19 protein-coding genes are annotated in these 21,969 nt (G+C 72.5%); 6 read left to right on the top strand and 13 right to left on the bottom strand.

Translation table 11 applies throughout. The features are described from left to right. Positions 1-53: 53 nt before the first annotated feature. Entirely contained in the window at positions 54-1,601 is a 1,548-nt protein-coding gene (locus tag ACIHEJ_RS23660; RefSeq protein WP_400138461.1) for an alpha/beta hydrolase, read from the top strand. Between the two features lie 121 nt (positions 1,602-1,722). On the opposite strand, the gene moeZ is transcribed toward ACIHEJ_RS23660, so the two are convergent. From moeZ to ACIHEJ_RS23600, 12 genes are all read right to left on the bottom strand, one after another. Then, on the bottom strand, positions 1,723-2,901 hold the full coding sequence (gene moeZ / locus ACIHEJ_RS23655; RefSeq protein WP_400138460.1) for an adenylyltransferase/sulfurtransferase MoeZ: 1,179 nt from the start codon (positions 2,899-2,901) through the stop codon (positions 1,723-1,725). A gap of 63 nt (positions 2,902-2,964) precedes the next feature. Further along, on the bottom strand, positions 2,965-3,714 hold the full coding sequence (locus ACIHEJ_RS23650; protein ID WP_400138459.1) for a spherulation-specific family 4 protein: 750 nt from the start codon (positions 3,712-3,714) through the stop codon (positions 2,965-2,967). Continuing rightward, a complete protein-coding gene (locus ACIHEJ_RS23645; protein WP_400138458.1) occupies positions 3,702-4,661 on the bottom strand; it encodes an NAD-dependent epimerase/dehydratase family protein in 960 nt (319 codons plus the stop codon). The genes ACIHEJ_RS23650 and ACIHEJ_RS23645 overlap by 13 nt, the downstream gene beginning before the upstream one ends. A gap of 178 nt (positions 4,662-4,839) precedes the next feature. Next, on the bottom strand, positions 4,840-6,216 hold the full coding sequence (locus ACIHEJ_RS23640) for a hypothetical protein (RefSeq protein ID WP_400138871.1): 1,377 nt from the start codon (positions 6,214-6,216) through the stop codon (positions 4,840-4,842). 161 nt (positions 6,217-6,377) lie between these two features. Then, complete coding sequence (locus ACIHEJ_RS23635) at positions 6,378-8,045, bottom strand: glycosyltransferase (protein ID WP_400138870.1); 1,668 nt, start codon at positions 8,043-8,045, stop codon at positions 6,378-6,380. A 240-nt stretch (positions 8,046-8,285) separates the two neighbouring features. Beyond that, positions 8,286-9,878: a dipeptide ABC transporter ATP-binding protein gene (locus ACIHEJ_RS23630; RefSeq protein ID WP_400138457.1), complete on the bottom strand. Its 1,593-nt coding sequence runs from the start codon at positions 9,876-9,878 to the stop codon at positions 8,286-8,288. Beyond that, positions 9,875-10,873, bottom strand: a complete 999-nt coding sequence (locus ACIHEJ_RS23625) for an ABC transporter permease (protein ID WP_400138456.1) — start codon at positions 10,871-10,873, stop codon at positions 9,875-9,877. The genes ACIHEJ_RS23630 and ACIHEJ_RS23625 overlap by 4 nt, the downstream gene beginning before the upstream one ends. Next, on the bottom strand, positions 10,870-11,943 hold the full coding sequence (locus ACIHEJ_RS23620) for an ABC transporter permease (RefSeq protein ID WP_400138455.1): 1,074 nt from the start codon (positions 11,941-11,943) through the stop codon (positions 10,870-10,872). Before ACIHEJ_RS23620 ends, ACIHEJ_RS23625 begins: the two co-directional genes overlap by 4 nt. A gap of 4 nt (positions 11,944-11,947) precedes the next feature. Further along, positions 11,948-13,666, bottom strand: coding sequence for an ABC transporter substrate-binding protein (locus ACIHEJ_RS23615; RefSeq protein WP_400138454.1), 1,719 nt, complete (start codon positions 13,664-13,666; stop codon positions 11,948-11,950). Positions 13,667-13,864: 198 nt separating this feature from the next. Then, a complete protein-coding gene (locus tag ACIHEJ_RS23610) occupies positions 13,865-13,960 on the bottom strand; it encodes an Ms4533A family Cys-rich leader peptide (protein ID WP_309550493.1) in 96 nt (31 codons plus the stop codon). Between the two features lie 56 nt (positions 13,961-14,016). Beyond that, positions 14,017-15,423: a DUF3152 domain-containing protein gene (locus ACIHEJ_RS23605; RefSeq protein WP_400138453.1), complete on the bottom strand. Its 1,407-nt coding sequence runs from the start codon at positions 15,421-15,423 to the stop codon at positions 14,017-14,019. A gap of 7 nt (positions 15,424-15,430) precedes the next feature. Beyond that, positions 15,431-16,474, bottom strand: a complete 1,044-nt coding sequence (locus ACIHEJ_RS23600) for an alpha/beta fold hydrolase (protein WP_400138452.1) — start codon at positions 16,472-16,474, stop codon at positions 15,431-15,433. A 211-nt stretch (positions 16,475-16,685) separates the two neighbouring features. Here ACIHEJ_RS23600 and ACIHEJ_RS23595 point away from each other — a divergent pair, with 211 nt between their 5' ends. The 4 genes from ACIHEJ_RS23595 (at position 16,686) to ACIHEJ_RS23580 (ending at position 18,551) form a co-directional block, all read left to right on the top strand. Next, a complete protein-coding gene (locus tag ACIHEJ_RS23595; RefSeq protein WP_400138451.1) occupies positions 16,686-16,910 on the top strand; it encodes a hypothetical protein in 225 nt (74 codons plus the stop codon). A 178-nt stretch (positions 16,911-17,088) separates the two neighbouring features. Then, positions 17,089-17,730, top strand: a complete 642-nt coding sequence (locus tag ACIHEJ_RS23590; RefSeq protein ID WP_400138450.1) for a TetR/AcrR family transcriptional regulator — start codon at positions 17,089-17,091, stop codon at positions 17,728-17,730. A 137-nt stretch (positions 17,731-17,867) separates the two neighbouring features. Beyond that, complete coding sequence (locus ACIHEJ_RS23585; RefSeq protein ID WP_366016869.1) at positions 17,868-18,095, top strand: DUF3107 domain-containing protein; 228 nt, start codon at positions 17,868-17,870, stop codon at positions 18,093-18,095. Positions 18,096-18,281: 186 nt separating this feature from the next. Beyond that, positions 18,282-18,551, top strand: a complete 270-nt coding sequence (locus ACIHEJ_RS23580; RefSeq protein ID WP_400138449.1) for a hypothetical protein — start codon at positions 18,282-18,284, stop codon at positions 18,549-18,551. Between the two features lie 59 nt (positions 18,552-18,610). On the opposite strand, the gene ACIHEJ_RS23575 is transcribed toward ACIHEJ_RS23580, so the two are convergent. Beyond that, positions 18,611-19,366, bottom strand: coding sequence for a ferritin-like fold-containing protein (locus ACIHEJ_RS23575; protein WP_400138448.1), 756 nt, complete (start codon positions 19,364-19,366; stop codon positions 18,611-18,613). A 353-nt stretch (positions 19,367-19,719) separates the two neighbouring features. Here ACIHEJ_RS23575 and ACIHEJ_RS23570 point away from each other — a divergent pair. Beyond that, on the top strand, positions 19,720-21,969 hold a 2,250-nt coding region (locus tag ACIHEJ_RS23570), incomplete at its 3' end, for a DEAD/DEAH box helicase (protein ID WP_400138447.1).

Here is a 21,969-nt window from a genome sequence, read left to right as displayed (position 1 = left end):
GGCGGGAACGCCCGGCGCGGCACCGACGCGGCGGGCCTGCGAGGGGGGTACGCATGATGCGGTTCCTGCGCTGGACGGCCGCCGTGGCCGCGGCGCTGCTGGTGGCCGGCTGCGGCGGCGGCTCGTCCGGCCGGGGCACAGACGGAAACGAGGGCAAGGGGAAGAGGACGGTTCCCTCGTCGGCTGCGCCGTCGACGCCGGAGCTGCCCGCCTCCCTCACCGCACAGCGCCTCGACTGGCACCGCTGCACGGCGACCGGGGGCTCCGGGGCTCCGAGCGACGACTGGCGGTGCGCGACACTGAAGGTGCCGCTGGACTGGTCCGAGCCGGACGGCAGGACGATCGGCCTCGCGCTGATCCGCGCCCGCGCCACCGGCGGCGACCGCATCGGCTCGCTGCTGTTCAACTTCGGCGGCCCCGGCGGCTCGGGGGTGTCGATGATGCCGTACTACGCGACCACCGTCTCCCGGCTGCACGAGCGGTACGACCTGGTGAGCTGGGACCCGCGCGGAGTCGGTGCGAGCGAGGGCGTCCGCTGCCGCAGCGACCGGCAGATCGAGGCCGCCGAGGACGTGGACGCCACCCCGGACACGCCGGCCGAGGAGAAGGCGTACCTCCAGGACGCCGCCGACTTCGGCAGGGGCTGCCAGAAGGCCGCCGGGCCACTGCTCGCCCACGCCTCCACCACCGACACCGCCCGCGACATGGACCTGATGCGCCAGGTCCTCGGTGACACGCGGATGCACTACTTCGGCATCTCCTACGGCACCGAACTCGGCGGCGTCTACGCCCACCTGTTCCCCCGGCGGGTGGGCCGCGTGATCCTCGACGCGGTGGTCGACCCGACCGCGGACACGGTGGGCCACGCCGAGAACCAGACCCGCGGTTTCCAACGGGCGCTGGACGACTACCTGAAGTCCACCGGCCAGGACGCCGCACGGGGCTCGCGGCGGATCGCGGCCCTGCTGAAGCGGATCGACACGAAACCGCTGCCCACCTCGTCCGGGCGGAAGCTGACCCAGACACTCGCGGTCACCGGGATCGTCCTGCCGCTGTACAGCGAGTCCAGCTGGCCCCGGCTCACCTCTGCGCTCAACTCCGCGGAGAGCGGCGACGGTTCTCAGCTGCTGGCACTCGCCGACGACTACAACGAACGGGACTCCGCGGGCCACTACGGCACGATGTCCCACTCCCAGCGGGTCATCTCGTGTCTGGACGACAAGGCGCGGCCCACGCTCGCCGAGACGAAGAAGCGGCTGGCGGAGTTCGAGCGGATCTCGCCGGTGTTCGGGGACTACCTGGGCTGGGACACGGCCGGCTGGTGCCACGACTGGCCGGTGCCGGGGCAGTTCGACACCCCGCAGGTCGGCGCAGCAGGCGCGGCCCCGATCCTGCTGGTCGGCAACACCGGTGACCCCGCGACCCCGTACGAGGGCGCCCGAAGGATGGCCGACGAGCTGGGCAAGGGCGTCGGTGTGGAACTCACCTGGAAGGGCGAGGGGCACGGCGCGTACGGCAACGGCAGCGACTGCGTCGACTCGACGGTCGACGCCTACCTGCTCGACGGCACGGTGCCGAAGGACGGCAAGGTCTGCTCGTGACGGGCGCCGTCATGACCGCGGATGACTGAGGACCCGCCTCCGGCAACGCTCGAGGCCCACGGCGTCTGAGCTGGTCAGAGCCGTGGGCCTCGTCAGTCGTGCCGGGTGGCGCGAGGGGCGGTCAGTAGACCGGCTTCTGCGGTTCGATCTGGTTGACCCAGCCGATCACGCCGCCGCCCACATGGACCGCGTCGGCGAAGCCGGCGGACTTCAGGACGGCCAGGACTTCCGCACTGCGGACACCCGTCTTGCAATGCAGGACGATCTTCTTGTCCTGCGGCAGGGACTCCAGAGCGGTGCCCATGAGGAACTCGTTCTTCGGGATCAGCTTGGCGCCCGGGATGGAGACGATCTCGTACTCGTTCGGCTCGCGGACGTCGATGATCTCGATGTTCTCACCGTCGTCGATCCACTCCTTGAGCTGCTTCGGAGTGATCGTCGAACCGGCGGCGGCCTCCTGGGCCTCCTCGGAGACGACGCCGCAGAAGGCCTCGTAGTCGATGAGCTCGGTGACGGTCGGGTTCTCGCCGCAGACCGCGCAGTCGGGGTCCTTGCGGACCTTGACCTGGCGGTACGTCATCTCCAGGGCGTCGTAGATCATCAGGCGGCCGACCAGCGGCTCGCCGATGCCCGCGAGAAGCTTGATCGCCTCGTTGACCTGGATGGAGCCGATGGACGCGCACAGCACGCCCAGGACACCGCCCTCGGCGCAGGAGGGAACCATGCCGGGGGGCGGCGGCTCCGGGTAGAGGCAGCGGTAGCAGGGGCCGTGCTCGGACCAGAAGACGGACGCCTGGCCGTCGAAGCGGTAGATCGAGCCCCACACGTACGGCTTGTTCAGCAGCACGCACGCGTCGTTGACCAGGTAGCGGGTCGCGAAGTTGTCCGTACCGTCGATGATCAGGTCGTACTGGCTGAAGATGTCCATCACGTTGTCGGCCTCGAGCCGCTCCTCGTGAAGGATCACGTTCACGTACGGGTTGATGCCCTTGACGGTGTCACGGGCGGACTCGGCCTTCGAGCGGCCGATGTCGGACTGGCTGTGGATGATCTGGCGCTGCAGGTTCGACTCGTCGACCTCGTCGAACTCCACGATGCCGAGGGTGCCCACGCCCGCGGCGGCCAGGTACATCAGCGCCGGCGAGCCCAGGCCGCCGGCGCCCACACAGAGCACCTTGGCGTTCTTCAGCCGCTTCTGCCCGTCCATGCCCACGTCGGGGATGATCAGGTGGCGGGAGTACCGGCGGACCTCGTCTACGGTGAGCTCAGATGCTGGCTCGACCAGGGGTGGCAGCGACACGGGGACTCCGTTGGTCGGTCGATCACTACAGTTGTTCTCCTCGTAACACTGCCACGGCCTTCTTCATTCCGAGACACCTGGTCCGATACGCGAGACGATGTCGTCCCAGTAGCCGGGCATCGTCTCCCAGGGGTCCAGGCGGCCGCCGCCGTCGGTGTGGTCCGTGAAGTAGATCGTCGCCGCGCCCTGCCAGCGCGCGATGCGCAGCGCCTCGTCCAGATGGCCCTGGGGCACTCCGTGCACGAAGTGGCAGAAGCGGTCGGGCGGATAGTCGGCGGTCCACTCGGCGGCCTGCGAGAAGCGGTAGTCGGACCAGGGGCCGCGGAAGGTCACCAGCTGGTCGGCGTTCTCGGCGTAGCCCGGGTGCGGGTGGGTGCCGTGCCCGAGGACGATGTGGGCCGTGTCACCGATCGTCCGGAGCGCCGTGATCGCGCGGCGGACCTCGGGGAGCGCGGTGCGTTCGCTGGGGCAGCGGTCCAGCAGGAAACCGTCGGCGCGGTACCAGTCGAGGTGGCGGTGCGCGTCGACGAGGAGGTCCGCCGAGCCGCGGGTGCCGTGGGTGAGGTCGAGGTGGCCGAGTACGCGGACGCCAGCGGCCCGCAGCCGGCCCGCGGCCTCCAGACAGTGCGGGTCGGGGCGGGTGCCGGGTCCCGCGGCCACGTCGAGGACCACCCAGTCCAGGGGGGTGCCGGGGCGGGCGAGTTCGGCCCACTGGGCGGGGGCGACGAGCGGGTGCGCGAAGCCGGGGATCCCGAGCGCGGTACGGACGCCGGTGCTCGTGGTGCCCGCGGTGGCGCTGGTCAGATGCGGCATGCCGCCTCCATCCAGATGTCGGCGAGGGACTCCTCGAGATTGATGCGGGGCCGCCAGCCGAGCCGGTCGCGCGCGGTGCGCACGTCCGCCTGCTGCCAACTGCCGCAGCCGTCCGGGTACGGGTACGCCACCGGTGCCGCGTGGTCGGAGTCGCCGCGGGGGTGGCCGATGGTGCCGCGCAGCGGTCCGGGCGGGGCGTCGAGTTCGTGCAGGGCACCGCCGTAGCCGGCCACGCGCGCGAGGACGGCGGCGGCGTCGCGGAGGCGGACGGCGCGGCCGGAGCCGATGTTGATGACGCCCTGCGCGGCGGAGAGCGAGGCGGCGTGCACGGCGCGCGCGACGTCGCGTACGTCCACGAAGTCGCGCTGGACGCCGAGTCCGCCGAGCTTGAGCTCGCCGTCGCCGGACTGCATGGCACGGCGCATGGCCTCGGCGAGCCGGCCGAGCGGGGAGCCGGCCGGCGTGCCCGGTCCGGCGGGCGAGAAGACGCGCAGCACGACGGCGTCCAGGCCGGAGCCGAGGACCAGTTCGGTCGCGGCGAGCTTGCTGACGCCGTACGGGCCGCCGGGGCGCGGTACGGCGTCCTCGGCGGTGGAGGAGCCGGGCTGGCTCGGGCCGTACTCGGCGCTGCACCCGATCTGCACCAGCCGGGCTCCGCAGCCGCTGCGGCGCAGGGCCTCGCAGACGGTGGCGACGGCGACGGTGTTGTGCCGGGTGAGTTCGCGGGCGCCACCGCGGGTGGCGCCCGCGCAGTTGATGACGACTCCGGGGTGGACCGCGTCGAGGAAGCGGGTGAGCGCGCCCGGGCTGCCGCTGGCGAGGTCGAAGCGGACGTCGGCGTCGTCGCCGCGGCCGAGCGCGGTGAGCTGGACGGCCGGGTCGGCGAGCAGGCGGTCGGCGACGAAGCGGCCGAGGTAGCCGTTGGCTCCGATCAGCAGGACCCTCATCGCGCGGCTCCCGGGATGTGCGCGCCGGTGGAACCGGCCTGGGCGAAGGCTCCGGCGGCCGCTCCGGCGGCTCCGGCGGCTCCGGGCGCTCCGGGTCGGGAGGTGGTCATCTGGCGTTCTCCTTCAACAGGGGTGATGCGGTTGCCTACGGCGGTGGGTCGGGTCGGTGCCCGAAGGGTCACTCGGGTGTTCCCGTGGGCGCGTGGGCCGACGCCCGGGTGAGCGTGCGGCCGGCGTGCAGCAGCAGGGCCAGGGCCGCGGCACCGCAGGCCAGGGTGGGGACGGCCGCCTCGCCCCAGGCATCGACGAGCGTCTCGACGGGAGTGCCGAGGACGGCGCAGCCGGGCAGCCGGCCGGCCAGGGGCAGGGCGACGGCCGCCGCCTCCGTGGCCGCCGCGGCGCCGAGGGTGAGGGCGGGGGCGCGCCGGTGGTGGTGCACGACGTGCAGCCGCGCGAGCAGGAGCAGGGCGCCCAGGGTGAGTGCCTGGGGGCAGGCCGCCGGTTCGTGCAGGACGGTGCCGCACAGCAGGAGCAGTGCGGTGAGCGCGCCCAGGAACAGGGTGAACGTGCCGAACAGCAGCGGTCCGGCGGCGGCCGTGAAGTCCTTGAGGCCCCGGCTGCCGGCGAGTCTGCGGCGGGCGCCGGCGGTGAGCAGGTGGGCGCACCAGGCCGCGGGGGCGCAGGCCAGGACGAGGGCAAGGGCGGGTGCGGTGGCCGTGGGCCAGGAGCCGTCCGGAGTGCCGGTCGGCAGGGCGTCGGGACCGGCATCCAGCACGGCCCGGAGCAGGCCGTCGCCGAAGAGGGCGTACCCGAGCAGCCAGAGCGTCCACGCGCGCGTGCCGCTCGCCGCGTGCCACGCGTGCGTGCCGGTCGGGCGCGCGAGGGGGCCGCGCCGCAGTGCCGCGCGCGTGGCGAGGGCTACGGCGAGGAGGCCACCGAGGGCCGTCAGCAGGCGGGGCTGGCCGTGGGTCAGGCGGAGTCCGGCCGCGGTGGCGGCGGCGAGGACGCCGGGCAGCAGAGTGAGCAGCACCCAGTCGGCGCGGATCCCGGGCACCGGCGGGGCCACCGGCTCGGGGCACGGTTCACCGCCGTGCGGCACGCGCGCGTACAGCTCCTCGGCGAGCGAGAAGACGTCACGGTGCCGGAAGCGGGCGGCTGTCCGGTCGGTGACCCCGTGCGCCTCCAGCCCGGCGGCGATCTCCAGTGGGTCCACGGCCCGCTCGCACAGCTCTCGGTGCCGGTGCAGCAGGGCTTTCACCGGGTCGACGGTTCCCCGCCGGGGTGCGGCACGTCTCCGGTCCGGTGCGGGGTCCGTCACGACGCCTGCAGCGGCCGGTCCAGGGTCCCGGCGGGCGCCGGGGAGTGCGGGCCCGGACGCCGTCTCGGGGTCGTGCCGTCCGGTAGGCACATCGAGCGGGTCGTCGGCAAGGTCCGACGTGACCGAGAACCAAGGACCGTCCACGGGGACCGCAGCAGGCGAGGTGGCCTCCCCGTCCTGCTCCCCGGCCGGCCACTGCGCCGGCCTCGTGTCCCACGGCTCGGCACTGCTGGGCATCCCGGGCCGGTCGAGCTCGCTCGTCCCGCTCCCGGACCGGCCGCCGTCGGACACCGGGCCGTCCAGCCGGCTCACACCGGCTTCCGAGGCGCCCGTGCCACCGGCCCGCTCCCCCGCGGCCAGGGCGGCATCTGCGTCCGCACCTCGCCTCGACTCCCCCATCACGCCCCCTCCAGGGCCGCCAGCGGAGTCGCACGGACCGGTGTGGTCGTGGCCCAGCCGGGGACGCCGCGGGTCATGACGCGGGCCGTGGGGCCCGTCCAGCGGCCGGGGACGTGGGATTCGGCGGGGGTCGCGAAGGGCAGCGGCTCGCCGGTCTCGTCGAGGACCACGCGCCGCACCGGGCAGTGCGACACGATTTCCAGGTAAATAGCGTGAAATGCCGCGATGTTCTGTTCCACGGTGAAGAGCTCGAGCGCCCGGGCGCGCGCGGCGGCCCCGAGGCGTTCACGGCGCTCGGGATCGTGCAGCAGCGCCACGCACGCCTCCGCGAGCGCCCGGGGGTTGCGCGGCGGTACGACGAGGCCCGTGCCGCCGATGACCTCCACGACCGCCCCGGTGTCCGTGGAGACCGTGGCCCGGCCGCAGAACATGGCCTCGATGAGGCTGATGGGAAAGCCCTCCACCACGCTGGAGAGGACGACGACCGCCCCGGCGGCGTAGACGTCGGGCAGCGTCGGGGCCTCCGGGTCGCCGATCTCCTCGAAGGAGACCGGGTTGTCGCCGACGGCGTGCACGCCCTCCGCCTCGTCCGGGAAGAGCTGCGCGGCGAGCACCCGGCAGTGCCCGAGGTAGGCCGCGCCCTCGGGACCGGCGGGGGCGCCGACGATCCGCAGCCGTGCCTTGGGTTCCTCCTTGCGCACCTCGGCGAAGGCGTGGAGCAGGGAGACGAGGTCCTTGGCGGGTTCGACGCGGCCGACCCAGACCAGCGTGTCCGGGTCGCAGCGGTCGGGCGACTCGCCGACCTCGGTGAAGCGGCCGGCGGCCATGCCCGGGTACACCGTGCGGATCCGAGCCCGGTCGGCGCCGCACCGTTCCTGCCAGCGGCGGGCGTGGGCGTTGCCGGGGGTGAGGATCACGGCCGAGCGGTACACCTCGGCGGCGAGCCGGCCGTGGAAGGCGGCCAGCAGCGCGCGTACGGCGGGGGCGGCGGCGTCGGGGCCCAGCGTCAGGTAGTGCGAGCGGAGCTGCACGCCGTACTCGGTGACCAGCAGCGGTACGTCACAGAAGTGCCGGGCGAGCAGTCCGGGAAGGGCGGCGGGGCCGCCGGCGGTGGCGTGGCAGAGGTCGGCGGCGCCGAGGCCGTCGTCCCCGTACCAGTCCAGGGAGAGGGGGCGCAGGGCCCGTTCCAGGTGTGCGGTGACGGTGAGCAGATCGGGCACGCGTGCCTCGCGCGCCGTGCGCAGCGCGCCGGAGGCGCGGCAGGCGCGTTCCAGGGTGCGTAAGGCGGTGTCGGAGCGCAGGGCGCCGACCAGGCCGCCCTCGTCGCGGGCGAGTTCGGCGAGTCCGTACAGCGCGTTGCCGAAACGGTCCGCCACGTCCGTGGGCTCTGCGTCGGTCCCGGTGTCGGGTCCGGCCCCGGCGCAGAGCACGGCGGCCAGTTCCCCGTAGTGCTCGGTGAAGCGCCGGCGCGCGCGCCGCCCGTACGCGACCCCGTCGTCGTCGGCCGTCCACAGCGGTGCCGTACGCACCCGGCCCACCTGCGGCGGAAGCGGGACCCAACCCTCGTCCTCCTGGCGCCGACTGCGGCTGAGCGCGTAGACGTCGAACTCGTGCTGCTCGAGCCCGCGCACGAGCCGGTCGCACCAGAGTCCGGCGTCACCGCCCACGTACGGGTAGCCACCCTCCGTCAGCAGTCCGATGCGCACGTGTGCACCCCCGATCTCCCGTCTGGGGAGCCGCCGTGGTCCCGACGGCTCGCAGCGGGACGAACGTAAGCGCACAAGGCGGTGGCGCGACGGACGGTTGTCCATCGCGCCACCAAAAGGGGTGAACGGTCGTAACTTTCGCGTGCGGGTCGCGTTCCGCCACGCTATGGGTTCAGACAGTCATCGTGTGTGCACGAAACGTCACGCCACGGCCGGTTCCCGCCGGGCGGCGCGCCGCCGGGCCGCCAGTTCCGGGTCGAGCGCCGGTACGGCGGCCAGGAGCTGCCGGGTGTACGGCTCGCGCGGGCTGTCGTACACCTCGTCGGCCGGCCCGTACTCGACGAACCGGCCCTTGCGCATCACCGCGACCCGGTCGCTGACCTGGCGGACGACGGCGAGGTCGTGCGCGATGAAGACCAGCGCGAGGCCGAGTTCCCGCTGCAGTTCACCGAGCAGGGCGACCACCTGGGCCTGTGTGGTGACGTCCAGCGCGGAGACGGGCTCGTCGCAGACGATGACGCGCGGCTCGGCGGCGAGGGCCCGGGCGATGCCGATGCGCTGGCGCTGGCCGCCGCTGAACTCGTGCGGATAGCGGTCGTAGTGCGCCCTTTCGAGCCCCACGCGCTCCAGCAGTTCCGTCACGCGCCCCCGGATGCGCTCCTCGTCGCGTTCGCCCTGCGCGCGGAGCGGGTCGGCGATGGACTCACCCACGCTGCGGCGGGGGTTGAGGGAGGAGACGGGATCCTGGAAGACCATCTGGACGGCCGGGTTCACGCCGGTGCGGGGGCGTCCCTCGTAGCGGATCTCGCCCGCGGTCGGCTGCAGCAACCCGACGAGCATGCGGCCGAGCGTGGTCTTGCCGCTGCCGCTCTCCCCGACCACGCCGAGGGTCTCCCCGCGGCGGACGGTCAGCGAGACGTCGTCCACGGCCGCGAACGTCCGCCTGCCGCGCCCGAACTCGCGGCGCACTCCGCCGGCCTCCAGCACGACCTCGTCGGAGGCCCGCGAGCCGGTACGGCGGGCGTCCACGCGCGGGACGGCGTCGAGGAGTTGACGGGTGTACGGCTCGGCGGGCGCGGCGAGGACGGCGCCGACCGGGCCCCGCTCGACGGCCCTGCCGTGCCGCATGACGAGGATGTCGTCCACGCTCTCCGCGGCCACGCCCACGTCGTGGGTGACGAGCAGCAGGCCCATGCCGGTCTCCTCGCGCAGCGTGTGCAGCAGGTCGAGGATCTGGGCCTGGACGGTGACGTCGAGGGCGGTGGTCGGCTCGTCGGCGATGAGCAGGTCCGGCTCGCAGGCGAGGGCCATGGCGATGAGCGCGCGCTGGCGCATGCCGCCGCTGAACTCGTGCGGGCGGGACCGTGATCGCCGTGCCGCGTCCGCGATGCCCACCCGCTCCAGCACTTCGACGGCACGCGCGCGTGCGGCACGGCGCGACACGCGCGTGTGCACGCGGTGGACCTCGGCGATCTGGTCGCCGATCGCGTAGTACGGGTCGAGGGAGGACAGCGGGTCCTGGAAGACCATGGCGGCCTTCGCGCCGCGCAGCCGCCGCAGCTCCTCGTCGGAGGCGTCCTGGACATCGGTGCCGGCCACGCGGACCGCGCCGCCGACCCGCGCCCCGGTGCCCCGGTGCAGGCCCAGCAGGGCGCCCGCGACCGTGGACTTGCCGGATCCGGACTCGCCGACGAGGGCCAGGGCGGCGCCCTTCGCGAGGGTGAAGGAGAGGCCGTCCACGGCCCGCAGCGCGCCGAACTCGACGGTCAGGTCCGTCACTTCCACCAGGCTCATACGAGCACCACCCGTCGGTCGGCCACCGCGTACAGCACGTCCGCGACGGTGTTGGCGAGGACCACGAAGAAGCCGGTGACCAGGACCATGCCGACGACCACCGGCAGATCGACGACCTTCACCGCGTGCACCAGCTCCTGGCCGATGCCGGGCAGCCCGAAGAGGGTCTCGGTGAGGACGGCGCCGCCGACGGCCGAGCCGAAGGTGACGGCGTTCAGCGCGATGACGGATGCCGTCGCGCCGCGCAGGGCGTGCCGGGCGATCACCGCGCGCTCGCCGACGCCGTACGCGCGGAACGTGCGGATGTGGTCCTCGGCCAGCGTCTCCAGCATCGACGCCCGGGTCAGCCGGGCGAAGTTCGCCGACTCGATGAGGGCGAGGGACAGCCAGGGCAGGAGCAGGTTCCAGGCCCACTGTTCGGGGTCGTCGGTGAACTTCACGTACTCCGGGAAGGGCAGCAGCTGCAGTTCGCCGCAGACGACGATCATCAGCACCAGGCCGATGACGAAGACGGGCGTGGCGACGCCCGCCAGGGTGACCGCGGTCAGGACGCGCTCGCTGAACCGGCCGCGCCGCCACGCGGACAGCACCCCGGTGCCGACGCCGAGCAGCAGCCAGATCACCATCGCGCCGAGCACCAGCGAGAGGCTCACCGGCAGCTTGGCCAGGATGATGTCGGTGACCTGCTGGTCGCTCTGGTACGACTGGCCGAGGCAGGGCGCCGCGCAGTGCTCGACGGACGTTCCGGTGGAGAAGTCCTGGCCCATGAAGAGGCCCTGCAGGAAGTGCCAGTAGCGCACGTACAGCGGGTCGCCGAGGTGCAGTTGCTGGGCCACCTGGTGGACCTGGGCCGGCGAGCAGCGCGGACCGCAGGTGATCTGGGCGACGTTGCCGGGGGTGACGTAGAAGACGACGTAGATGATCACCGAGAGGGCGAAGAGGGTGATCACGGCGCCGACGAGGCGGCGCAGGACGAAGCCGGTGAGGCCGTTCACGCCCGGCCCTCCTTCCGTGCGTCGGTCCCGGCCCGGCGCTCCGTTCCCGCCCGGCCCTCGGTTCCCGCCTGGCGCTCCGCGCGGGCCTCGCGCTTGCGGCCGGTGCCGATGCGCAGCCGGGAAGCGGCGCGCGGGTCGAGGGCGACACGGACGCCGTCGCCGAGGACGGTCATCGCGAAGACGGTCACGAACAGGGCGCCGGCGGGCAGCAGCAGGTACTGCGGGGCCGCCTGGTACCAGACGTCGGCACTGGTCAGCATCTGTCCCCAGGAGGGCGTCGGCGGCTTCACGCCGACGCCGAGGAAGGACAGCGCCGCCTCGGCGCTGATGTTCGTCGGGACGAGCAGCGCCGCGTACGTGATGACCGGTGCGGCGAGCCCCGGCAGGAGTTCGCGTACGGCGATCCGCCAGGTGTTCCAGCCGCTGAGCCGGGCCGCGGCGACGTAGTCGAGGTTCTTGAGGGTGAGGGTCTGGGCGCGCACCATCTTCGCGGTCGTGCTCCAGCCGGAGACCAGGGCGAGGACGAGCGCGACGAGCACGGGGCGGGGGAAGCTGTTCGGGACGACGGCGAGCAGCGCGAGCGCCATGATCATCAGCGGCATCGAGACGAAGATGTCGGTGATCCGGCTCAGGACCAGGTCGACCCAGCGGTTGCCGAGGCCGGCCGCGACGCCCATGACGATGCCGACGATCACCTGGACGAGCGTGGCCGCGAGTGCGACGCCGAGCGACACCTGGGCGCCGTGGACGAGCCGGGCGAACATGTCGCGACCGGTCTGCGGTTCGACGCCGAGCCAGTGGTCGGCGCTGATGCCGCCGAAGGAGCCGATGGGCACGCCTCCGCGCGCGGAGTCGATCAGCGACGGGTGGTACGTGGTGGGGTCCTGGCCCTCCAGGGCGGTGAGGAGCGGCGCGGCGAGCGCGACCAGGACGAGCAGCGCGACGACGGCCGCGGCGACCAGGGCGGCGCGCTGCCCCCGCAGCCGCCGCCAGAACTGACGGGCCCCCGAGACCGCCGGGACGGAGGTGTCCGCCCCGGCGGTCTCGACGGCGACGAGTGCCTCGCTCACGGCGTCACTTCACCGCGACCTGGGAGATGTCCAGCACGCCGGTCCAGTCGCTGATGACGACGTTCCTGACGTCCGAGCCGTACAGGCGCTTGTAGACCGGGTGGAACAGCGGCACGACCAGGGCCTTGTCGCCGATCTTCTTGTCCAGTGCACCCCAGCGCCGGGCGGCGGCGTCAAGGTCGGTCAACTTGTTGATCGCGTCAATCTCGTCATTGACCGACTTGTCGTCGAGCAGGCCCGTGTTGAAGTTCGCGCCGTCCTTGACGATCTGCCGGCCGTCGAAGATCGGGGCGAGGAAGGGACCGCCGGAGGGCCAGTCGGCACCCCAGTGGGCGAGGAAGAAGCCGGGCTCGGTCTTCACGCCGTGGATCTTGTCCCGGTAGTCGTTGTCCTCCAGGCCCTGCAGCTTGACCGTGATGCCTGCCTTCTTGAGCGCGTCCTGGACGGCGGTCGCGATCTCCGGGCTGGTCTCGAAGTCCTTGGCGTTGGAGTGGGTCAGCGTGACGGTGAGCCCGTTCTTGTAGCCGGCCCGGGCGAGGAGTTCCTTGGCCTTGGCCGCGTCGCCGGAGGCGCCCGCCGGGAACGAGTCGTACGGCGTGTAACCGAAGGACTTCTGGTTCGGCAGGAAGGTGGTGGCGGGCTCCGCGAGCGCGCTGCCACCGGCCGCGTTGACCACCGACGACCGGTCGACGGCGTAGGCGATGGCCTGGCGCACCCCGGGGTTGTCGAACGGCTTCACGGTCGGGTTGAACGCGATGTAGTTCGTGTAGCCGAAGTGGCCGGTGCCCACGCGGGCGGCCAGGTCCTTGTCACCGCTCACCTTGGCGAGCTCGGCCGGACCGAGGTTGGTGTCCGTGGTGACGGCCGCGGCGTCCGCTCCCTGGGACGCGGACAGCCGCTGGTTGATCACGGAGGAGTCGAGCCCCGAGCGGACGTCGATCGAGTCCGGGTAGGCCTTGCGCTCGGCGTCGGTGGCCGCGGACCAGTGCGGGTTGCGCTCGAGGACGACGTGCTCGCCGTCGTTCTCGTTCCTGACGACCTTGTAGGGACCGGACGAGACCGGGTGCTCCTCGTACTTGGTGCCGGTGTCCTTGCTCTTCGGCACCGGCGTGAACTGCGTCTGCGTGGCCAGGTACGGGAACTCGCCCTCGGGCTTGTTCAGGTGGAAGACGATGGTCCGCGCGTCCGGCGTCCGAATCGCCGACAGGCCCTTCTTGTCCTTGTACGGCCCCTGGTAGTCGGCGGCACCGGCCAGCCAGTCCCGCAGGTAGGGGGCACCGCCGGAGAGTTCGGGGGCGAAGGAGCGCTCGATGCCGTACTTGACGTCGGCCGAGGTGATCGCGGTGCCGTCCTCGTACTTCAGGCCCTTCTTCAGGGTGTACGTCCACACGGTCGCGTCCTTGTTGGGGCGTCCGGTGTCGGTGGCGAGGTCGGGGACGACCTTGGCGCCGGCCGCGCCGTTCTCGCGGTTGCGCGTGGTGAGGGTGCGGAACACCAGGGAGGGGACGTTGCCGCCGCCGGAGGTGTAGAGGCGGGCGGGGTCGAAGTCGGTCTGCGGCTGGGAGTTCAGCACGGTGAGGGTGCCGCCCTTGTGGGGCGCGGAGTCGCCGCCGGAGCCCTTGGCATCGTTGTCCTTCGGGCCGCATGCGGCGGCGCCCGCTGCCACGACCAGGCCTACGGATGCCGCTGCCACGCGGCGCGCTATGAGGGACGGTTGACGCATCGGAATGACGACCTCTCGGGGGGACTGTCGAGGGATTCGAGGGTTTCTCGAAGGCGTCTCGACTGGTGAGACAAGTGGACGAGGAGTGAGACGTCTGCGAGCAGACGTCTGCCCCGGCGCCGGGTCGTCGAAAAATCCGTGACGGAGCCACGGACGGAGAGGAGAAGAAGGTCGCGACGCGAACGCCAGGGGGCGGCGTCAGCGACAGTGGATGTCGGCCACGCAGAGTGCGGTCACGCCGATGAGCGCCAGCTCGATGGCGGCGCTGCTGCAGACGGCATGACTAGACCACATGCGCAGCAATATGAACGAACTTGCGGCTCATGTCAATGTGACACAAGTGGCGCCCGTCAACTCCTGGGGTATGGCCAGGGGTTGGGCAGACAGTGGATCCCGTCGTGGTCCAGGAACTTGGTCTGCTGCTGCATGACCGGCGCCAGCTCGCCGTCCTTCTGGCAGGTCACGTGCCCGTGCCCGAGCCGGTGGCCGACTTCGTGGTTGATCAACATCTGCCGGTACGCATGGATCTTGTCACCGTACGTCTTGCTTCCTTGAGCCCACCGGTACGCATTGATCATCACGCGCTGGGTGGCGGCCGAGTCGCAGGAGACGTTGTCCTCCGTGGTGTCCAGACCGGACTTGGCGCACCACGTGGCCGTCGTGCCGGGGCTGGCCAGCGTGATGACGAAATCGGGCTTGCCGGAGGAGATGCGCTCGAAGGTACGGGTGCCGCCGTGGGACCAACTGCGGTCGTCGTTCAGGGTCTTCTGCACGGCCTCGGCGAACAGCGCGCCGTCCAGGCCCAGCCCCTGCTCGATGTCGACGCGGTACCGGTACTTCTGCCCCTTGCCGGGCGCCTTGTCGAAGCCGGGGACGGCGTCGAACTTCCCGGGGCCCTTCAGCGTGGCGCCGAGCGGGTACGTCCGGTCCATCTTCTGCTCGTACGTCAGCGTCGCCACGCTCGGTGAGGCGGACGGGGCCGGCCCGCCGTCGTGCGTGTCCCTCGCCTGGCCGGTGGCGGACCCGGACTGTGCGGCACCGCCGTCGTGCCCCTCGGTCACCTGCCCGGCGACGACCACCGCGAGCACGGTGGTGACGGCCGCCGCAGCGATCCCGGCGAACGCGCGTCCCTTGCCGCCGCCGCGCTGCGCCGGCAGGCCGACGGGGGGCGTGTCGCCGCCGACCGCCGCGGGAGCGGGTGCCGGGGACGCCCCGGGAGCGGGTGCCGGGGACGTGAGGTCCGACTGTTCGCCGACCGGCCGGATCCGACGGCCCGCGCGGGGCGCGACGACACGGATGCCCTCGGCCCCGTCATGCCCTTCACGACGCTCGCGGCCTTCTCGTCCCTCTTGCCCCTGTTGCCCCTCTCGTCCTTCTCGCCCTGCGTCGAAAGCGTCGAGGTACTCCTGCCGGGGCCCTGGACCGGCCTGCGGACCGCGTCCCGCCTGCCGCTGCCGGGGCAGCACGACCCCACTCCCACCGGCCCCCGGGAACGTCCCCCAGCCGCCCCCCGCTTCCCGCTGCTCGGGATGCCCACCACGACTGGAGGCACCCTCGGGGAAACGGGGCGCGCCATGAACGGGCGTGCCGTCGGGCGAACGGGGCACCCCGCGCGCGGGCGCGCCCTCGGGTGCAGGTCCGCCCCCCGTGTCCGGGCTTCGCTCGCGGGAGCGGGCTCCTCGCTGTTCTCCCCGCCGGGCGGCTATGTCCGCGGGGTCGTCCTTGGGGGCCGGTCCGCGCCGGCTGTGGCGTCCCACCCCGGCCTCAGCTCCCCGCGCCCGTGGCAGTCACGCGGTCGACCTCACCGGTCTCCCCGCAGGCGCCCACGACCGGCCCCCCGGTCTTCGTCCCGGTCTCCGCCTCGGCCATCAGCTCGCGGAAGGCCCCGGCGACCACGTCCGGGTACTCCATCATCGCCACGTGCCCGGCCTCGGGCAGGGCCAGCAGACGCGAGTCGCGGAAGGCGTGGGCGGCCCTGCGGGCCATGCGGAAGCCGACCAGCTGGTCCCGGCCGCCGTAGATCAGCAGGGTCGGGGCGAGCACCCGCTCGGCCTGGCGCCACAGCCCGTGCTGTCCACCCAGCGTGTAGGCGTTGACGATCCCGCGCGCGGAGCGGGCCATCGCATCCCAGAAGTACGGCAGCTGCAGTCGTCTTTCCAGCTCCTCGACGGCATGCCGGAACGCCTCGGGCGACACGCGCCCGGGATCGCCGTAACAGAGCCCCATGACCCCGCGTACGCGCTGCTCGGCCGTCCACTCCTTGGTGAACCGGGTGAACAGGGCGGCGATGCCGGGCACGCCGAGCAGGGCCGTCGGCGCCGCGCTGCGCTGGATGCGCAGCTCGGGCAGGGCCGGCGAGACCAGCGTGAGGGTGCGGACGAGGTCGGGCCGTACGGCGGCCACGCGCGTGGCGACCGCGCCGCCGAGCGAGTTGCCGAACAGGTGGACCGGGCCCCGGCCGGACGCGTCGAGATGGCGGATCACCGCGCGCGCGTGCCCGGTGACGGAGTAGTTCCCGTCGTCGGGGGGCGGGGAGTCCCCGAAGCCCGGCAGATCGACCGCCTCGCTGTCGACGACGCCGTCCAGCTCGGCCATCAGCGACGACCAGTTCTGCGAGGAACCGCCGAGCCCGTGGACGTACAGCGCGGCCGGCAGACCCTCGCGCGCGGGGCGGCGTGAACGGATCGACAGGGTGACTCCGGGCAGGCCCACGGACCTCAGCCGCTCGCCCTCACCGACCCTGACGGGCGCCACCCTGGGAAGCGCACTGCTGGCGGCCGGCACGGACGGCGACTCGGTCGAAGACATGCGGCAATGTTACGAGGTGATCACGTCGAGGTTCATGTGTTCGCCGTCACAGCGGCGACCGTGCGTGAACCGTGCGCCGGTGGTGAACCCGGCTCTGGAAGAGCACGGGTGATGGCATGGCGTCCCGATCAGGTGTCTCCTAGGCTCTACAGAGGGCACCCGTGTGTGGCCCCTGCTGCTTCCAGGGACGTTCGTAGGAAGGGAGCCCACCATGACCTATGACCCCACCGAACCCGACGCGATCGAGGACCTGGAGGTCGACGCGAGCCCGGAGATCGACGTCGAGGCGCCCGAGGTGGACGCTGCCGAGCAGCACAAGGACCTCGCACAGGACCGTGACGACCCCTTGACGGGCGTGGATCCGGACCGCGGGAACGAGGCCGATCTCGTCGAACAGGCACGCGTGGTCACGCTCGACGAGGACGACTACCGCTGACCCACGTGCCCCTCCGCAGGTCGCACGAAGCCCGCCCCCGGCCGCGCCGGGACCGCTCCGCGGCTTTCGTCGCCGTCCGGTACGTGAAATTCTGCGCTCGCACCGCGCACACCACGGTTACCGAAAAGTACGATGGCCGCGCGGCCGACACCGCATGTGGACGACTTTGGGAGGCGGCGTGACAGCCATCGAGCAAACTGAGGCGGCCCGCCCGCGTGGCACCCGTCTGCCGCGCCGAGCCCGACGGAACCAGCTGCTGGGCGCCGCCCAGGAAGTTTTCGTCGCGCAGGGCTATCACGCAGCCGCGATGGACGACATCGCCGAGCGGGCCGGTGTGAGCAAACCGGTGCTCTACCAGCACTTCCCCGGCAAGCTCGACCTCTACCTCGCCCTGCTGGACCAGCACTGCGACGCGCTGATCCAGTCCGTGCGCGGCGCGCTGGCCTCGACGTCCGACAACAAGCAGCGCGTGCGGGCGACGATGGACGCCTACTTCGCGTACGTCGAGGACGACGGCGGTGCGTTCCGGCTGGTCTTCGAGTCGGACCTGACGAACGAGCCGGCGGTGCGCGAACGCGTCGACAAGGTCACCAACGAGTGCGCCGAGGCGATCTGCGACGTCATCGCCGAGGACACCGGCCTCTCGCGCGCGGAGTCGATGCTGCTGGCCTCCGGCCTCGGCGGGCTTGCCCAGGTGGTGGCCCGTTCCTGGCTGCACAGTGACCGCAGCGTCCCGCGCGATCAGGCGGTGCAGCTGCTGACCTCGCTGGCGTGGCGTGGCATCGCCGGTTTCCCGCTGCACGGGACCGAGCACCACTGACGCGGTCGTTCGTTCCCGTCGGCTGTTCGCTGACGGCGTTCCGGCCCGCAGCGTGTACGTCCCCTCACCGGGCTAATGTGTGCTGGGTACGGCGCGGAAAGATCGCGCACATCACTGACCGTCGGAGGGACATAGCCGTGGAGGTCAAGATCGGCGTGCAGTACGCGCCCCGCGAGATCGTTCTGGAGAGCGGTCAGAGCGTCGAGGAGGTCGAGCGCCTGGTGTCGGACGCACTGTCCGGCAAGTCGCAGCTGCTGAGCCTCCAGGACGAGAAGGGCCGCAAGGTTCTGGTGCCGACCGACCGTCTGGCGTACGTGGAGATCGGCGAGCCGACCGTGCGCAAGGTGGGCTTCGGCACCCTGTAGACGGAGCTCATGGAAAGGGCCCGGCGGCACTGGCCGCCGGGCCCTTTCCGCTTGCTGTGCCGCACACAGACGGAGCACAACTCCTCCACAGCGGAGGATTGCGCTCCGCAGGTCACGGGTATGACGGGCTACGACCGTCAAGGCCAGACCGGCTGGGCCAGACCGGCTGTGGGAGGGACCCCCGACATGCTCCTGGAAGTGCTCGGATCCGCCGTGCTCGGTCTGATTCTCGCGTGGGCGGCGGCCCGTCGCCTGTCCCACCGTCTGCCGGCCCGCCCCCTGGTCTACTCGACCGGCGTCGCGGGGGCCCTGTTCGGCGACTTCGTCACCCACAGCGCACTCGACCCCGGCAGCACCCTCCTGAGCCTCCTGGGAGCCGCCGTCATCTCGGCGGCGTCCCTGTCCCTCCTGCTCCGCCCGTCGGCCCGCCTCCGCCGACGATCATTGACGGCGTAGCGACGCCGCCCGCAGTCGCGCGACGCTGCACTGCCGCCCTCCACGGAGCGCACCCGCTCTCAGGCCGCGAGGCCCAGCGCGGCCATCCGCTTCGTGTGCGCCTCGGTGATCCGCGAGAACATCCTGCCGACCTCGGCCAGATCGAACCCGTCGGCCACCCCGCCCACGAGCATCGTGGACAGCGCGTCCCGGTCGGCGACCACCCGCTGCGACTGCGACAGCGCCTCGCCCATCAGCCGGCGCGCCCACAGCGCCAGCCGGCCGCCCACGCGCGGGTCGGCGTCGATGGCCGCGCGCACCTTCTCCACCGCGAACCCGGCGTGCCCGGTGTCGTCGAGCACGGCGAGGACCAACTCGCGCGTGTCGGAGTCGAGACGGGCCGCCACCTCCCGGTAGAAGTCGCTCGCGATCGAGTCGCCGACGTAGGCCTTCACCAGTCCCTCCAGCCAGTCCGAGGGAGCGGTCTGCTTGTGGAAGCCGTCCAGGGCCGCGACGAACGGGTCCATGGCGGCCGTCGGCTCCTCACCGATCTCCGTCAGCCGGTTCCGCAGCCGCTCGAAGTGGTGGAACTCGGCCGAGGCCATCTTCGCCAGCTCCGCCTTGTCCCCGAGGGTCGGCGCCAGCTTGGCGTCCTCCGCGAGCCTCTCGAACGCCGCCAGCTCTCCGTACGCGAGCGCGCCGAGCAGGTCCACGACCGCGGCACGGTACTGCGGGTCGGCGGAGGCCTGTGCCCAGTCCTGGGCGGCGACACCGGTCGGCTCGGCGGATTCGGCGGCCGCGTTCTCAGCCTTGTCAGAGCTAGTCATGGGCCGCACAATAGCCCGCTCACCGGGCTCCGAAGGCCCCGGCCGACCACTGTGACGACGACTACGTGACCAAATCGGCCATCGCATGTGCGCGGATCCGGGGTATGGTGGTAATGCGCCTTGCTGAGTGCGTCGACGATGCTCGACGTGTCCCGACAGGCCGCACGCATGAGGATGCCCGGTCGGTGGCCCGATCGGCTCCGACCCGACAGCCCTCCCCGGCCGTACGCCACAGTGCGTACGACGACCGGAGGGACACCCTCAGCGGTACGAGCGCTAGAGCGTCGGCAGAGGTCCCGTGTCATACGGCTTGCCCGAGTGGTTCGTCCGTACGGCAGCCGACGTCCCCGGCACGGTCAGACATGACCCCCGCGCTCGCCTCGCACCGCGCACACAGAAGAGGCAGCACCCTGACTACGACGTTTCGAGAACTCGGAATCCTTCCCGAGACCGCCGAGGCCCTGGAGGCCGTCGGCATCATCACCCCCTTCCCCATCCAGGAGATGACGCTCCCCGTCGCCCTCTCCGGCACGGACGTCATCGGCCAGGCCAAGACCGGCACCGGCAAGACGCTGGGCTTCGGCCTCCCGCTCCTGGAGCGCGTCACCGTCCCCGCCGACGTCGAGGCCGGACGCGTCGCCCCCGAGGCCCTCACCGACGCCCCGCAGGCGCTCGTCGTCGTCCCCACGCGCGAGCTGTGCACCCAGGTCACCAACGACCTGCTGACGGCCGGCAAGGTCCGTAACGTGCGCGTGCTGGCGATCTACGGCGGCCGGGCCTACGAGCCCCAGGTCGAGGCCCTGAAGAAGGGCGTCGACGTGGTCGTCGGCACCCCGGGCCGGCTGCTGGACCTCGCGGGCCAGAAGAAGCTCGACCTCAAGCACGTCAAGTGCCTGGTCCTCGACGAGGCCGACGAGATGCTCGACCTGGGCTTCCTGCCCGACGTCGAGAAGATCATCAACATGCTGCCGGCCAAGCGCCAGACCATGCTGTTCTCGGCGACCATGCCGGGCGCGGTCATCGGCCTCGCCCGCCGCTACATGTCCCGGCCCACGCACATCCGCGCCACCGCGCCGGACGACGAGGGCGTGACGGTCGCGAACATCAAGCAGTTCGTCTACCGCGCGCACAACATGGACAAGCCGGAGATGGTCGCCCGCATCCTGCAGGCCGAGGGCCGCGGTCTGGCGATGATCTTCTGCCGGACCAAGCGCACGGCGGCCGACATCGCCGAGCAGCTGGAGCGGCGCGGCTTCGCGTCCGGCGCGGTCCACGGCGACCTCGGCCAGGGCGCCCGCGAGCAGGCCCTGCGGGCCTTCCGCAACGGCAAGGTCGACGTCCTCGTCTGCACCGACGTCGCCGCACGCGGTATCGACGTCGAGGGCGTGACCCACGTCATCAACTACCAGTCCCCCGAGGACGAGAAGACGTACCTGCACCGCGTCGGCCGTACGGGCCGCGCGGGCGCCAAGGGTACGGCGATCACGTTCGTCGACTGGGACGACATCCCGCGCTGGCAGCTGATCAACAAGGCGCTGGAGCTGGACTTCAACGACCCGGTGGAGACGTACTCCAGCTCCCCGCACCTGTTCTCCGACCTCGGCATCCCCGCCGGCACGAAGGGCATACTGCCGCGCTCGGAGCGGACCCGCGCGGGTCTGGAGGCGGAGGTGCTGGAGGACCTGGGCGAGACCGGCGGGCGTGGCGCCCGCGGGCGCGGGGGCCGGGGCGACCGTGGTGGCCGTGGTGACCGTGCCGAGTCCGGCGTCGGCGCGTCGGCCGAGCGCGAGCGTCCCTCCCGTACGCCGCGCCGTCGCCGGCGCACCCGCGGTGGCGCTCCTATGGACGCCGCCGCCACGACGGCTCCGGCCGCCGAGACCTCGGCCACGGAGGAGCAGGCGACGTCCCGTACTCTGCGCCGCCGTCGCCGTACGCGCGGCGGAGCGCCGTCGGAGCAGGTGACGGCCGCTGTGGCGCCCGAGACCGCCGAGGCCACCGAGGCCGCCGTCGAGACGGTGGACACGGTGGACGGCCCGGCAGTGGTGGACGCCCCGGAGAAGCCGCGTCGCCGCCGCACCCGCAGGTCCGCGGAGCGCCCGGCGGCGGAGCCGGTGTCCGAGGACGCCGTGACCGACGCGCCCCCGGCTGCGCCCGTGGCCGAGCCCGTCGCGGTGGACGCCCCGGTGGCGGAGCCGGCGCCCGAGGCCGCTCCGGTCGTGGAGGCCAAGCCGCGCCGCCGCACCCGCAAGACGGCCGAGCCGGCCGTCGAGGCGGAGACCGCGGTGGACACGGCCGAGGCCACGGAGGCCAAGCCGCGCCGCCGCACCCGCAAGGCCGCGGAGCCGGTCACCGAGGCCGCCCCCACCGCGGCCGAGGCCACCGAGGAAGCCGCCCCGGCGACCAAGTCGCGCCGCACCCGCAAGACGGCCGCCACCGCGGCGGAAGTCACCGCGGCGGAGACCGAGGCCGTGACGAAGCCCCGCCGCACGCGGAAGACCGCAGCCGCCGCCGAGACGACGGTGGACACGGCCGAGGCCACGGAGGCCAAGCCGCGCCGCCGCACCCGCAAGGCCGCGGAGCCGGTCACCGAGGCCGCCCCCACCGCGGCCGAG

The organism is Streptomyces sp. NPDC052301, assembly GCF_044593395.1.
GTDB lineage: Bacteria > Actinomycetota > Actinomycetes > Streptomycetales > Streptomycetaceae > Streptomyces.
Note: the sequence above shows the minus strand (reverse complement) of the source record. Positions and strands in the feature narration are given on the sequence as shown.

What these genes read in the sequence shown, in the direction of transcription:
- ACIHEJ_RS23600 (WP_400138452.1), bottom strand. Translation starts at nt 16,474, where the DNA reads ATGTCTTCGACCGAGTCGCCGTCCGTGCCGGCCGCCAGCAGTGCGCTT.
- ACIHEJ_RS23580 (WP_400138449.1), top strand. Translation starts at nt 18,282, where the DNA reads ATGCTCCTGGAAGTGCTCGGATCCGCCGTGCTCGGTCTGATTCTCGCG.
- ACIHEJ_RS23615 (WP_400138454.1), bottom strand. Translation starts at nt 13,666, where the DNA reads ATGCGTCAACCGTCCCTCATAGCGCGCCGCGTGGCAGCGGCATCCGTA.
- ACIHEJ_RS23645 (WP_400138458.1), bottom strand. Translation starts at nt 4,661, where the DNA reads ATGAGGGTCCTGCTGATCGGAGCCAACGGCTACCTCGGCCGCTTCGTC.
- ACIHEJ_RS23640 (WP_400138871.1), bottom strand. Translation starts at nt 6,216, where the DNA reads ATGCCCAGCAGTGCCGAGCCGTGGGACACGAGGCCGGCGCAGTGGCCG.
- ACIHEJ_RS23630 (WP_400138457.1), bottom strand. Translation starts at nt 9,878, where the DNA reads ATGAGCCTGGTGGAAGTGACGGACCTGACCGTCGAGTTCGGCGCGCTG.
- ACIHEJ_RS23650 (WP_400138459.1), bottom strand. Translation starts at nt 3,714, where the DNA reads ATGCCGCATCTGACCAGCGCCACCGCGGGCACCACGAGCACCGGCGTC.
- ACIHEJ_RS23660 (WP_400138461.1), top strand. Translation starts at nt 54, where the DNA reads ATGATGCGGTTCCTGCGCTGGACGGCCGCCGTGGCCGCGGCGCTGCTG.
- ACIHEJ_RS23595 (WP_400138451.1), top strand. Translation starts at nt 16,686, where the DNA reads ATGACCTATGACCCCACCGAACCCGACGCGATCGAGGACCTGGAGGTC.
- ACIHEJ_RS23610 (WP_309550493.1), bottom strand. Translation starts at nt 13,960, where the DNA reads ATGTGGTCTAGTCATGCCGTCTGCAGCAGCGCCGCCATCGAGCTGGCG.